Source organism: Agarivorans sp. (genome assembly GCF_050295395.1).
In the GTDB taxonomy this organism is placed as follows: Bacteria; Pseudomonadota; Gammaproteobacteria; order Enterobacterales; family Celerinatantimonadaceae; genus Agarivorans.
The window spans coordinates 1-13,290 of record NZ_JBNKPP010000085.1; the positions used below are offsets into that span (position 1 = coordinate 1).

Annotated in this window: 13 protein-coding genes, 1 tRNA gene and 1 pseudogene; 6 read left to right on the forward strand and 9 right to left on the reverse strand. The window is 46.0% G+C overall.

Going from position 1 to position 13,290, the window contains the following annotated elements; all coding sequences use genetic code 11:
- Positions 1-3: 3 nt before the first annotated feature.
- A tRNA-Phe gene (locus ACQY6Q_RS04840) sits at positions 4-79 on the reverse strand.
- A gap of 412 nt (positions 80-491) precedes the next feature.
- Here ACQY6Q_RS04840 and ACQY6Q_RS04845 point away from each other — a divergent pair.
- From ACQY6Q_RS04845 to ACQY6Q_RS04865, 5 genes are all read left to right on the forward strand, one after another.
- A complete protein-coding gene (locus ACQY6Q_RS04845; protein ID WP_427978525.1) occupies positions 492-938 on the forward strand; it encodes a Fur family transcriptional regulator in 447 nt (148 codons plus the stop codon).
- 90 nt (positions 939-1,028) lie between these two features.
- Entirely contained in the window at positions 1,029-2,444 is a 1,416-nt protein-coding gene (locus tag ACQY6Q_RS04850) for a peptidoglycan DD-metalloendopeptidase family protein (RefSeq protein ID WP_427978528.1), read from the forward strand.
- 161 nt (positions 2,445-2,605) lie between these two features.
- Complete coding sequence (locus tag ACQY6Q_RS04855; protein ID WP_427978530.1) at positions 2,606-2,923, forward strand: antibiotic biosynthesis monooxygenase family protein; 318 nt, start codon at positions 2,606-2,608, stop codon at positions 2,921-2,923.
- Between the two features lie 128 nt (positions 2,924-3,051).
- On the forward strand, positions 3,052-3,684 hold the full coding sequence (locus ACQY6Q_RS04860) for a glutathione S-transferase family protein (RefSeq protein ID WP_427978532.1): 633 nt from the start codon (positions 3,052-3,054) through the stop codon (positions 3,682-3,684).
- Positions 3,685-3,814: 130 nt separating this feature from the next.
- Entirely contained in the window at positions 3,815-5,005 is a 1,191-nt protein-coding gene (locus ACQY6Q_RS04865) for a class I SAM-dependent rRNA methyltransferase (protein WP_427978534.1), read from the forward strand.
- A gap of 78 nt (positions 5,006-5,083) precedes the next feature.
- On the opposite strand, the gene ACQY6Q_RS04870 is transcribed toward ACQY6Q_RS04865, so the two are convergent.
- The 8 genes from ACQY6Q_RS04870 to ACQY6Q_RS04905 all read right to left on the reverse strand — a co-directional run bounded on the left by ACQY6Q_RS04870 (position 5,084) and on the right by ACQY6Q_RS04905 (position 11,947).
- Positions 5,084-5,263 (reverse strand): hypothetical protein, encoded by a 180-nt coding sequence (locus tag ACQY6Q_RS04870; RefSeq protein WP_427978536.1) that lies wholly within the window; start codon positions 5,261-5,263, stop codon positions 5,084-5,086.
- Positions 5,264-5,305: 42 nt separating this feature from the next.
- Complete coding sequence (locus ACQY6Q_RS04875) at positions 5,306-5,695, reverse strand: CBS domain-containing protein (protein WP_427978538.1); 390 nt, start codon at positions 5,693-5,695, stop codon at positions 5,306-5,308.
- Positions 5,696-5,789: 94 nt separating this feature from the next.
- Complete coding sequence (locus ACQY6Q_RS04880; protein WP_427978541.1) at positions 5,790-6,800, reverse strand: lipase family protein; 1,011 nt, start codon at positions 6,798-6,800, stop codon at positions 5,790-5,792.
- A 101-nt stretch (positions 6,801-6,901) separates the two neighbouring features.
- Positions 6,902-7,666: an exodeoxyribonuclease III gene (locus ACQY6Q_RS04885; RefSeq protein WP_427978544.1), complete on the reverse strand. Its 765-nt coding sequence runs from the start codon at positions 7,664-7,666 to the stop codon at positions 6,902-6,904.
- 156 nt (positions 7,667-7,822) lie between these two features.
- Entirely contained in the window at positions 7,823-7,960 is a 138-nt protein-coding gene (locus tag ACQY6Q_RS04890) for a hypothetical protein (protein WP_427978546.1), read from the reverse strand.
- Positions 7,961-8,074: 114 nt separating this feature from the next.
- Entirely contained in the window at positions 8,075-10,738 is a 2,664-nt protein-coding gene (locus tag ACQY6Q_RS04895; RefSeq protein ID WP_427978549.1) for a family 14 glycosylhydrolase, read from the reverse strand.
- Positions 10,739-10,924: 186 nt separating this feature from the next.
- Positions 10,925-11,398 (reverse strand): methyltransferase family protein, encoded by a 474-nt coding sequence (locus ACQY6Q_RS04900; RefSeq protein ID WP_427978555.1) that lies wholly within the window; start codon positions 11,396-11,398, stop codon positions 10,925-10,927.
- A 6-nt stretch (positions 11,399-11,404) separates the two neighbouring features.
- The gene (locus tag ACQY6Q_RS04905; protein ID WP_427978558.1) at positions 11,405-11,947 is read right to left on the reverse strand and encodes a hypothetical protein; all 543 of its coding nucleotides are present in this window, start codon (positions 11,945-11,947) and stop codon (positions 11,405-11,407) included.
- Positions 11,948-12,926: 979 nt separating this feature from the next.
- On the opposite strand from ACQY6Q_RS04905, the pseudogene ACQY6Q_RS04910 reads away from it, so the two are divergent.
- A pseudogene (locus tag ACQY6Q_RS04910) lies at positions 12,927-13,290 on the forward strand (hypothetical protein); the annotation flags it as partial.

Here is a 13,290-nt window from a genome sequence, read left to right on the forward strand (position 1 = left end):
AGATGGTGCCCGGAGGCGGAATCGAACCACCGACACGAGGATTTTCAATCCTCTGCTCTACCGACTGAGCTATCCGGGCAACGGCGGCTATTAAACGTTTTTCACCGAAACAAGTCAACCGCTTTTTCAAAAATAAGCACCGAGTGCCTAGAAAGCGAACAAAGCATGCAAAAAAGCAACAATAGTCGAACAATGTAGGCTAAATAAGGCCAACAATAAGCCTTACATGTCAGGTAAAGACATTCGCTACCCAGAGTCTTACTTGCTCAACTCCTCTGCAAGCAATAACACCATCTGATGCTTTAACAACTTCCTCTATTGGGGGGGAAATTTACTTAGCTAACATCAACTTAAATAATGAGCAGAGGATCACGCTTAACAATACGATGAGTATTCCCGGCTTGCACAGCCCTAAGCGATGTTATAATGTAACGCTTTTGGTCAAGCAGCATAATCTGCTACTCTTTTTTTCAACGAGCGTTTTGGTACTTATGTCTACAGTTAACTATATAAAAAGCATCCAAGCTTACTGTAGCCAGCATAAGCTTAAGCTTACGGCCAATCGCAGTGCCGTATTAGCTATTTTGCACCAACATCAAGGTGCCTTAAGTGCCTATGAAATTCTGGCAAAATTACAGCAACAACAAGCCAATACCAAACCGCCCACGGTATACCGCGCCCTAGACTTTCTAGTTCAACAACACTTTGTTCAACATATAGAGTCAAGCAGTCGCTACATTATTAATCGCCAACAACAGCCCTTTGCTCCTCATCCCTTGCTCATCTGCACTCAGTGTGAAAACGTCGCGCAGATCGGCTTGTCCGCTTCGTTAAAGGCAGAACTCGAACAGTTTGCCGCACAACAGGGATTTAGCCTGCATTCCCAGAGCTATGAGTTTCAAGGTCTTTGTTCAGCCTGCCAAGCGAGAACGGCCTAATGTACCTAAGCCTTTTACCCGCTAAACGCACGTCAAATCATGCGTTGGTCATCACTAGCCCTAACCAGCGCAGAGTAGGTAATTCAAACTATGTTTAACAGTAAAACCCGCCTATTTCGGCGGCCAAGTCGTCTGCCAAATAAACATTGGCAACTGATCCTCGCCTGTGGTGCGGTCATTACCATTGCCAGCATTTGGCCAAGCTCCCGGCAAATTAACAATAGCGGCCGTCAATTGATTGAGCTGCCTGAGAATAGCTTTCCTCAAACGAGTGAAGCCTTGAGTTTCGACATCGCCAGTCACAGCGATCAGGCCATCGACATTGTTACCCAGAATATTCACCCAGAACCTAAAGCAGACGACTTTAGGCAAGAGCAGCAAACCCAAGCAAGGGCGCAAGCTGTAACGCCGGCTAACCCCAGTCCTGCAGCCGCAACAGGTATTAGTGAACAACACTACACCATCAAACGAGGCGATACTTTAGGTAAAATTTTCACTCATTTTAATATCGACCAAACCACCATGTATCAGGTGTTAGAAGCCGATATTTCGGTTTTGGCTCTCGATACCTTAAGCCCTGGTCACGAGCTTACCTTCACCATTGACCGCGATAACAACCAATTACAAGCACTGCAACTGGCGTTTAACCCAGCCCAGAAAATTATCTTTAAGCGTATCGACGCCAGTAGTTTTGAATACGAAACCATTAACATTGAAGGCCAATGGCAAAAGCAAGCCATTAGCGGCAGTGTTGAAGGTAGTTTTTACTTATCCGCGCAAAAAGCCGGCCTCAATGCCAACGAAATTGAACAAGTCGCCCAAATGTTTAAGGATAAACTGCGTTTTTCTCGTGACTTCAGAGCCGGCGATGTATTTCAAATCGTAAGAAATCGCCAATACATCGATGGCGAACTTACCGGTCAAAGTGAAATCAGCGCAGTGCGTATATTTAACCGAGGCAAAGAATACAGCGCTTATTTATTCAGTAATGGCAACTATTACGACAAACAAGGTGAAAGCTTAGCGCGTGCTTTTATGCGGGTACCACTTAAAGGCGCGCACCGGGTTAGCTCTTCGTTTAATCCTCGCCGCAAACACCCAATTACCGGGCGGATCTCGCCACACAACGGCGCCGACTTTGGTGTAGCCATTGGTACTTCAGTACTCGCGGCAGGCGATGGCGTGGTAACGCGTGTAGAAAATCACCCTTACGCAGGTAAATACATCGTGATTCAGCACGGCGGTAAATACCGTACCCGTTACTTACACCTTAACCGCTTTAAAGTGCGTAAAGGCCAGCGAGTCACCCGCGGACAAGTTATCGCCGAATCAGGCAATACCGGTCGTTCAACTGGCCCTCACCTACATTATGAATTTCATATTAATGGCAGAGCCGTTAACCCGATGACGGCTAAAATTCCCTTGGCTTCGGCCATTGAGCAGCAAAGTCGTGTCGCCTTCAACCAGCTCGTACAAGACATGAATAAGCTGCTAGAAAGCGCCTAAACCCATTAACAGCAAGTGCTAATCGCACTTGCTGTTATGCTTGTTTCCGAGCTCATTAAATCAGTGCAATGTTGATGCAGACAATTCTGTTGAACTTTGGCCCGCTTTGGTTAAGCTGACGGTTGCTATTGCTGATACAGCAAAACCTTCAAGGAGCCAGCATGTCAAGCATTGCCACTACCCCAAAGCCCCCTTACTACGCTGTTATTTTTACCTCGATTCGAACCGAGGATGACCAAGGCTACCATCAAGCCGCTAAGCGAATGCTAGAACTGGCCGAACAACAACCGGGCTTTTTAGGCTTTGAATCAGCCAGAGAAGAAATCGGCATTAGCGTTTCCTATTGGTCGAATATCGACGCAATAAAAAACTGGAAGTTAAACGCCGAACATCAGCAAGCACAAAAACAGGGGCGCGATACTTGGTATGCCGAGTTTAAAGTACGCATTGCCAAAGTTGAACGCGACTACGGGCTATAATCGCAGAGCATAAACTTAGATTTAAGCGCCACTCTAGCGACCTTCTACTTATAACAAAAACTCGCTTAGTACTTTATAAACAACTACTTTATAGAGTGCCCATGACAATCTTTTAAAGGACAGTAGTAATGATTACCTTATACGGCTTACCGCGCTCGCGCTCACTTCGTGTTTCTTGGATGCTGGAAGAACTGGGATTAGATTGGAATTATCACTATGTTAATTTTCAAGCTGGCGAACAGCGCAGTGAAGCATTTCTGGCACTCAACCCTTGCGGAAAGGTTCCAGCGCTAAAAGATGACGACATGGTCATCAGTGAGTCTGCCGCCATTTGCTTATATTTGGCCGAAAAATACGGCCCGCAATTTCTCCCCGAACCCGGCACAACAACTTCGGCACTGCATCATCGCTGGATTAGTTTTACCACCACCGAATTAGAGCAAGCCTTATGGAGCATGGGGAAACACCGCTTCGCCCTTCCCGAAGATCAGCGTATTGCTGAAATGATAGATACCGCCACTTGGGAATTTAATCAAGCTGCCGCTATCGCCGAAGGCTGGATCCCCGAGAACGGGTATTTGTTAGGCGAACAATTCAGCGTAGCTGATATACTGCTATGCCATACCCTAAATTGGGCGGTAAGCTTTCAGCAAACTCTGCCTGAAAAATTAATGAATTACCGCAAGCGCACCAGTCAGCGCCCAGCCTTAAACAGCGCGCTAGAAAAAGAAATGAATGGCAAAGCCATGGCCAAGCTATAAAAACCTCCCCCTATTTTTAGCCAAACTGGCTAGCCACGCTGGGATAATCTTGAATAAACCGCAGACATCTACTTGGTCAAGCTCAAGTAGATGTCTATAATGCGCGGCATTAGTAACTAGGACAAACATTATGAGCGGTATCATTACCCTAAAAGCCAAGCGCGACAAAGCCCTATTACGTCGCCACCCATGGATATTCTCAAATGGTATTCATAAAGTATCGGGCAAGCCTCTGGCTGGCGAAACCGTTGAAGTTTACAGCGCCGAAGGGAAGTTCCTTGCCACTGCCGCTTATTCACCCGAATCGCAAATTAGAGCCCGTGTCTGGAGCTTTGACCAGCAGCAGCCAATAGACCAAGCATTTTTTATAGAGCGGCTACAACAGGCTCAAGCGGCGCGCAGCATTTTGCCAGAATTTGCCGCAACCAATGCCTATCGAGTGGTGGCGGGAGAAAACGATGGCCTCCCCGGCATCACCATCGACCGATATGCTAATGTCTTGGTGATTCAGCTACTCAGCGCTGGCGCCGAATTTCAGCGTGCCAACTTAATCGAAGCGCTAAAACATTGCTTCCCAGAGGACTGCATTTACGAGCGCTCTGATGTGGATGTGCGCAAGAAGGAAGGCTTAGAACCCCAACAAGGCTTGATTCACGGTGAGCTTCCCGCTCAACCAATGGAAATTGAAGAGAACGGTTTACGCCTGTTAATTAATGTGGAAACCGGCCATAAAACCGGTTACTACCTAGACCAACGCAATAACCGCCGCCTAGTGGGACAGATGGCCAAGGGTAAAAAGCTATTGAATTGCTTCTGTTATACCGGTGGTTTTGGCACCTATGCCCTAGCAGGCGGAGCCAAAAAAGTGGTAAATGTGGATGTATCTGACAGCGCCTTAGCCATCGCCGCGCAAAACGTCAGTTTAAATGGCTTAGACAGCAGTAAAATCACCCAACTAAATGCCGATGTATTTAAGCAACTGCGTAGTTACCGAGATTGTGATGAACAGTTCGATATCATCGTGCTGGATCCACCTAAGTTTGTTGATAGTAAAGCCAGCCTTAACCGAGCCAGCCGAGGTTATAAAGACATCAACCGCTTGGCTCTGCAAATGCTGCGCCCCGGTGGCTTGCTGTTCACCTATTCCTGTTCTGGCTTAATGCCCACCAGCTTATTTCAAAAAATTGTTGCCGATGCGGCCATTGATGCCGGCCGAGAAATGCAGTTTTTGAAAACCTTAGAACAAGCAGAGGATCACCCAGTTGCAGGCCCCTATCCCGAAGGGCACTACTTAAAAGGCTTTTTGTGTAGAGTAAAATAGGCCCTCAGCAAACCCAAGGCCGAATGAAATAAGCCTTCCGTAAACTAAAACGCAGCCCTGAGCTGCGTTTTTCTAGCTTTAGCAACGTGTCGACAGTATCGCGCTAATGATCAGGCCTAAACCAAGGCCTGCTATCAGTGCCCCCACAAACCCCAAGGCCGAATAAGGCAATATCACCAGCCCCATGCCTAGCCCCAACAACGTACCGCCGCCAATGGCCCAGCTGCTTCGATCTTTAATTTCCCTTTGGCTATCCACTCTCCATCCTTAAGTTCTCGATTACGCTACAGTATTTGTTGGTTAATTCTGATTCAGTAAACAGGCTTGAATTAAATCAAGTGACGAGACAATGCCCACAATGTGCTGCTCGTTCATCACCAGTAGATGATGGATTTTTTGCTCTACCATCAGTTCAGCCGCCTGCCTGGCACTTATCGCTGCATTCACGGTGATAACCTTATGTGAACACACCTCCCAAGCTCGCTGTTGCTTAGGGTCTTCATGTAAGGTAGAAAAATGTACCAAATCACTCGCGCTAATCACCCCAAAAACCTGTTTGTCTGGAGTGAAAACGGGAACGCAATGTAACTGATGTTGATCCAGAGTTTGGCAGACTTGCTCTACACTGTCATCCAGTTCAACCCCCACCACATAGCTCTGCATAAAGGCACTAATTTGACGATCAATCATAGTTTAATCCGTATTCACTATTTACCGTATCTGCAGTAAGGGCTTACTGCTTCTTTTAGTATAATAGCGACGCCGACAGCTACTTTGAGCTAGCTTACAGATTTAGTGCTAAACTGGATTGCCCAGCCTGCGACAGTTTGTTACCCAAGATTAAGGCGTAATAAATCGGCATATGATCGCTAAAGCTAATACCGGTATTAGCCTGCAGGTGTTTGAAGCTATCACGCCACTCTCTAAACGAGCGCAGCAAGTGCTGGTTAATTTCGAGCAAATCTAATTTAAGCTGTTTACGCCGCTGATGTTGAACTTGTAAGGTTTCCAAGAGTAAATCTTTAAACTCGCTGGCACTTAAATGTGGCCGCTGATGAGCAATCGGCTGTTCGGCATGAAGGTAAACTAGCTCGCCGCAGCTCTCAAAATAAAACTTCACCGAAGACAATTTAGGTGGTAACAAAGGGATCGGATCACGGCCATGTTCTACCCGCCATATCGGCCGTTGTTGCAGGCTTTGCACAAAATCATGGTCACCTACTCGCGGGCTACCAAACAGATACAAGCCGGTGGCCTCAGGCGTTTTAGCAAAACATAAGTTAGCCAAAGCGCCCCCCAAACTATGCCCAGTCATCCAAATAGCGCGTTGCGGATAATCCTTAATTTGCTGTTGAATAAACCGACCTAAGCCTTGCTCTCCATCCCATATTTCATCTAAGGCTTTTTGAAAGCCAGCATGAACTCGCCCGCCTTGGTTAAAATTAACCGGTAGAATATTTAGGTCGCTGCGTAACTCATGTAAGGCAGAGAAAGACTTCAGCTCAGTGCCTCGAAAGCTAATAATTAACAGCTCTTGATTAGCCGCGGCCATGCACTCGGTGCCAGTACCTTGAAAAAATTCAAACTGCTCAAAACCCGCTAAACGATAGGCCATGCGGGCAAAGCCGGGATGGCAATAAGCCAGCAGCGAACAATCGGCTAACCAGCTAGCATTAACCAAAGAAAATGCACAGTTATCCCGCTCAAAAGGCTGAGCTTGCAGTGCCTCGAAATAACGATAATGCATATCGGGCGGCACAATGTCGTAATGCTTGGGATCGGGAATGCTTTTCATTTTGTTTAGCTTAAGTATCTGCTGTTTGAATCACCCTAAACAGTAATAAGTAGCAACCAGTTAAGCTATTAGCCGCCACTTATTACTGCCAATAACAATCATTATAAGGCTAAATCAACCTGCACCGGGCAGTGATCAGAGCCCATAATGTCAGTTAAAATATCCGCATCGCTAACCTTGTCCGCAAAGGCTTCGCTTACCAAGAAATAATCGATTCTCCAGCCTATGTTACGGCCGCGAGCACCGGCTCGGTAACTCCACCAGCTATATTTAACCTGATCTTGTTTTTTTAAGCGGAAGGTATCAACAAAGCCTGCGCTAGTCAGATTGTCGATGCCGTCAATCTCGGCTTGCATGTAACCGGCACTTTTATTGTAGTTGGGTTTAGGGCGCGCTAAATCGATATCTTTATGAGCCACGTTTAAGTCACCACACACCAATACCGGCTTGCGCTGTTCTAGGCCTTTTAAGTAAGTCAAAAAATCGGCATCCCACTGCTGGCGGTAATCCAAGCGTTTAAGTTCACTGCCGGAATTGGGCGTATAAACCGTCACCAAAATAAAATCTGGATATTCCGCTGCAATCACTCGGCCTTCTTGGTCGTGTTCAGCAATGCCCATATCGTATTCCACATTTAGAGGTTGCTGCTTGGTTAAAATGGCAGTGCCCGAGTAACCTTTTTTCTCAGCCGAATTACTGTAGATATGGTAACCGTCTAACTCTGCTAGAGTAGCAAGCACTTGCTCATCCTGCGCTTTCGTTTCCTGTAGACACAATACATCGGTTTGCATGGATTCAAGCGAGGCTAAAAAGTCTTTCTTCATCACCGCTCTGATCCCATTTACATTCCACGATACTAAACGCATTCCTTCTTCCTTCAACTCTTTAACAAATAGCGCTCAATACTAAAATAATTCACTGCATTCGGCCACGCCCTTACACCAGAAAATCCGCCCTTGAGTTAAGCATGCTTAGCTGCATCATCAGCAAGGGCATTTTCGCCTCGGCTAAACGCTAAATGACTAACCAGCAAATACAAAACCTAACACTACCGCGCGCACAATCGTGACAATACCCGGAATGACCAAGACATGCTTGAATACCCTCTTACCGATGCGCATCGAGCCGGTATCATCTATCTCTAGCGCGATCACCGCCATAATAATTAAAATAACATCGATGGGAACACTGACAGGCCTTATGCCAACAGCGCACAGTGACACAAAAAAAAGCGCAGTGAATCACTGCGCTTTAGTGTTAACTTGAGGTTGGCATTATGAAATGCGGTCAATCAGTTTCTTCAATTCACGTCTAGGCGTAGGCTCATCATCGAAGAAGTTTTGCATGCGCAGTAAGGTTAAGCCGTCGTAACCTGGCGAACGGTTTAAGGCCCTAGCCATCTGCTTCCATCCCTGCTCACCGTAAAGTTCACCGGCTAGCGCATTTTCTCCCATCAGTGCCACTTGGCATTCATCGGCGGCATCGGCCATCCAATCAACCAAATCAGCAGCACGTGAGTAGCCCTCGTAATCTTTATTGACCATTTCCAAGCAAGTGAAGTGGATGGCCGCTCGCGACTGCTTACCTTCCGGTAATAGGCCTTTTAACAAACCTAAGTACTCCTGTTGATTACTGCTATTTAAAGTGGGATGAACCGCAATTAACCCCGCGGTAATCTCGGCAGCACGCGGCAATTCAGGGTCACTCACCACCCAGTGAATACCAGGAATTTTGATACCAATGGGAACCTGGCCAAAGGCCTCATCTTCAAATACCGCTAATGCGCTTTCAAAAATACGCCGTCCATGCGCCACCAAGGCTTGGTGATACCAGCCTAAAAACTCACGCGCCCAAGCGTTGTGAATATAACGTTTATGGCTAAACAACCAGTTAGCGTCAGGAATTTCTGCCTGTTCAAAGTTATCCCAAGTAAAACCAAAACTCGCATTTAAGGTACTAATGCTATGGAACTTGGATTTTAAGTAAGCCAACCAATCTTGCTTGGCTAAGCGGCTGTAACATTGCAAAGTACCACGGTTGGGATAATTGCCCCAGTCGTGGGCATTGTAACTTGGATAACGCAGCTCACCCGCAGGACCTAGACTCACGTTAATTTCGTCCATTAAGCTGGCTTTGTTAATGTAATGCTGCTTAAAGGCCTCCATAAAGCGTTGGTAATAGGGCATCACAAACTCATCGGCCCACAGCGACACATACTCCATAGAGGCGTCACCAGTCTCTGATACATACTGCAGGTCCTGCACCGAGTTTAATTGGTCATGGCTTTCTAGCAGTCGGCCCCACAGCCATAAGGGAATCGCTTGCATGAAGTCGTCATTAACGTTGCCTCCCGCCTGATGGAAAGACAAAATCGGCACCCATTGCAGGCCTAAGCGTTTTAATAAGGCCACCACACGATCGTAATAACTCCAGTCAAACTTGCCGGGTTTATCACCTTCAACCAAGCCCCACCAAATGTCGGTAGAAATAGCCGTTACCCCAGTGGTGCGCAGTTCACGTAACTGCTCTTCAAATTGCACCCAGTTTTCTTCTTCTAGCAATTGTTTTTGGTTAGCCACTTTAAGGTGTAGAGGCCCCATCACACGGAATTGCTTTTTACCTAGCTGACGCGTCTCACTGTGCTGATATTTAAACTTATTCAGCTGCGATAAACGCCCCTGCACAATAGACTGCTCATTCAACTGCGACATATCATTAAACAACCAGCCCTGAAACGCACTGCCATGTAATACCGAATGATACAGTTGATCCCAACCGGGGTGATTTGCCAACGCCTGCGGCTGAGCATTTTGTACTAAGGCAGGAATGGCCAACTCTTTGAGGGCATTCAGCAAGGCTTGATTTTGCCGTGATGCATGGCTAGATTCCGCGCCACTCACTACTACCATTAAGCGGTTTTGCGCTTGCTTATTCCAATAACTTAACTGCGCTAACTGATAGTCTAATAGTTGCGAGCGCTCTAACCACGGCTGAGGGTTTAAGCCGGTTAAACAAGCCAACCAAGGATGGTCACTAGCACTCAAGCCCGGCAGCGGAATATTCAGCGCGAGCTTACTGTGCACCCAATGCTTAGAAAAACTGGCCTGTGCACTAGCCAGAAAGCGCCCAACAAACTGCTGCCAATTTTGCGCATACCACAGGTTAAACTCTTTAAAACAGGTTGAGCTAGTTTTATGCTGATAACACTCTACCAATTTTTCACTTAACTGCTGCGGCCACGGCTGCTTTCCGGTGAGTTCCCAAAGGCTTAACCAAGCTTGTTTGGAGCCATATTGTTGTTCCATATCTGCAGCTAAAGCCGCTAGAGCCGTTGGGCTAAAACTTTGATAAATCGCCTGACCATCGCGTTCTCCCCACGGCAAACAGGCATCACCATCGGGCCCTAAGCCCAGAAAAACCACATCACAATTAGCGGCAAATGGCTGCATCTGCTGGGCAAAGTTATCCATCCAACCACGAAACATTTCTAGCAAGCTAGCCTCGGCCCAAAGACTCGGACTTTGGGTATTGTCTCGGCCAAATTGGTTTACATACTTAATCGCATCGGCAGTTTTGCTAGCAGGTAGTTTCGCCAGCATAGAACCCCAGAACCAGTCCGGGAGACGCTGCTCCACGCCTTGTTGAGTATCGGAAGAAAAAAACAACTGATATTGCAACTTAAAGCCATGTCCCAATAAATGTTGCGACAAACGCTTAAGCGCCTCCCAACTTTCGGCTTGAGCCAACTGCTCGGCGCAAAATGGCGCAAGATAACGCCAATGCACCGGCACAACGATGGCATCAACACCATTTTGGCGAAGCTTACGTAATTGTGGAGACAAGGCCAGAAGTTGGGCTTGATTACAAGAAGCGGCATACTCAGCGAGAGGTAAAGAACCCTTTACCCAAGCTTTACGCGGTGAAATTGGATTAGCCATGTTTAGCTTACTCTAAAAAATCTGTGCTAGTTATCCCTAGTCCGTGGCTTAACAGCAAGGCTGCAAAGCTTTTCACTTAAACAAAAGGAGATCCAGATCACATAATGCACCTATCGACAGTGTACTCCAAGTCTCTAGATTGCCAAGCTAAACTCGCTTAAGCCCTTCGATAAAAAGAAGAAAATGCTATAACCAACGGCGGGTTCTACGACAATATTGCAAATAACGCTCGCCAAAATGCTGCGCTAGCGCTCTTTCTTCTGGTTTAATCTGTAACCGAGTCAGCAAATAAATAAACAAGCCACAACTCAGCAGCGCTAAATAGCTTTGCAAGTGCAAGCACCAAACCAGTAATAACATTAACAAGCTCAAATACATTGGATTACGGCTAAAACGATACAAGCCCCCCACCACAAGGTGCTGGCTACGTTCAGGGTGATGGGGGTTAATGGTAGTGTGTTTTCGAATAAAACCCAGCAAACTCAGCAGCGCAATAAACCCCGCCACCAATAACAAAGGCCAACGTAGCAGCAAAATGGCTGGTGGCAATAAAGTTAAGCCTAACAAGCCGTGTAGCTTGGCTAGGCCGTAGGCCACTATGGCGCACAACAATAACCATAATGGCGGCGGAACCAGCAACTCCAAAGATTTAACAGTCATGGGCGGTCATTGATCCTTTGATGCTTCGCTCTCTACCTTCTGAAAAATATAGTGTCCTCGATGAGAAATGGCATTGTGAAATAAATTCTGAAAAGGGAATAAACGTTTCTTTAAGTAACAGCCCAAGGCGAGTAACAGTGAACTCACCGCCAAATTAACCAAGCCTTCAAGGTAAAACATATAAGGCAAACCTTGGTAGAGAGAATAACCAGCAAATACCATCAACAAGAGATAACCATTCACTTTGTTTTTGTAGATCATCAGCATAATCAGTAAGGGCAGTAGACTAGGTAGCAGCAAGCTTATGAGCAAATTGCTATCTATCTGCTCAGCCAACATTAAACCAAAGCCCCATTTACTGAGCACTAACAACTGCAATAAGGCGAGTAAGAACGCCTTCAATTTAGCATTAGTCTGCAGCGCTTTGGTTTCGGGTATCGCGGCCAACGCCTTGGTTACCTTACGCAAATTCCACTGCTGTTGCTCCGCATGTTGATATATCTGTTGTTTATTTAAGCCTTCGGCCCATAATTGATCGACTTGTTTCATTAGCCCTCCGTAAACCCCCACTCTACCCCAGCGTTTAAGGTAATAGAAAGTGCTATCTTAAAAACTCGAATTAAGCGCTTAATCCCTCCGCAAAACCAAGCTCATAAATGGCAGACTAAGTGCTCTACAGCGGGGACTTTTCACTAAAGTTATTCACAAAGCTTCAAGTTATTAACATTTACCCAAAGCACGCAACCAAAGATTCAATAAAATAGAACATTTTGCCATTGTGAGTTTTCTCAATAATCACCTATAGAGATAAACACTTAGCTGATTGCAACTTTACCCAAATGCCAACACAGATCTCCCATCACCGTTTTTTAACAAACAAAAAGACCCGTTTTTTGTCAATTTACGGGTAAACGACGGCCCAAAAGTATCGCAAAAAAATTAGACAGTTATCGGCAAGCGCAAACTCAATAGGCCAAATCTGACTGTCACTTTTGCGCTGTTTAAAGCAACAGCGAGGAACAGAAAACGTTCTATTATTGTATTAATTTTAACTTGCGTAAAAATGTCAACGCCCCTTGACGAAGTAAGCACAAAAAAGAATTTTTTACTAATTTTGAGAGACAATATTGACGCTAAAACCCGATCCGCTGTAAGCCATATAGCTTAAAGCCTAGCGAATTTTATCCACAGCTTTGTGCACTGTTTTTGTGGGAAAAGCTGTTTGGATAATTCTCGGTAATTCAGAGTAATATCTTGTTGAAGCTATCATTGACAGTTGTAACTCTTAACGAGGCAATAAAATTCAATGTAGGCTTCTATTTTTGTTTGTACCGTGAGTCGGCTCATCCACATTATGCCCAACTAGTCGCGCCAATACTGGGCTAGCGACCAGAAGATGATGATCACCAAAGCCATAAAAGGATCTTTAGGCTTACGCAAAATTGCCATAGCGGTGTCATAAAACGCTTTTAAGCTAGTGGGTTGAGTGAGGCTTATTGAGCATAAGTTTTGCTTTGCAGAGCTCGCAGTGCAACGTAAACTAACGGCCATTGATTTCGTGTTTACGGTTAAGCGTTTGTTTACCACTTCTCCCGTACAATCCGTGCAATTTCAAGGACACTCACTGTTCGTTAAACGCGATGATTTACTTCATCCGCAATTTTCTGGCAACAAAGCGCGCAAGTTTTACCATTTTTTAAAGCAGCCGCCAGCAGGCATCCACACCTTAGTGGGTAGCGGCTCCGCTCAAGCCAATTCATTATACTCTTTAGCGGCACTAGCCAAGCTGAACCAATGGCGTTGCGAATTCTACGTAGACCACATTCCCAGTTGGCTGAAACAAAACCCTTGCGGTAATTACCAAGCCGCTTTAGAGCTGGATGCTCGCATCA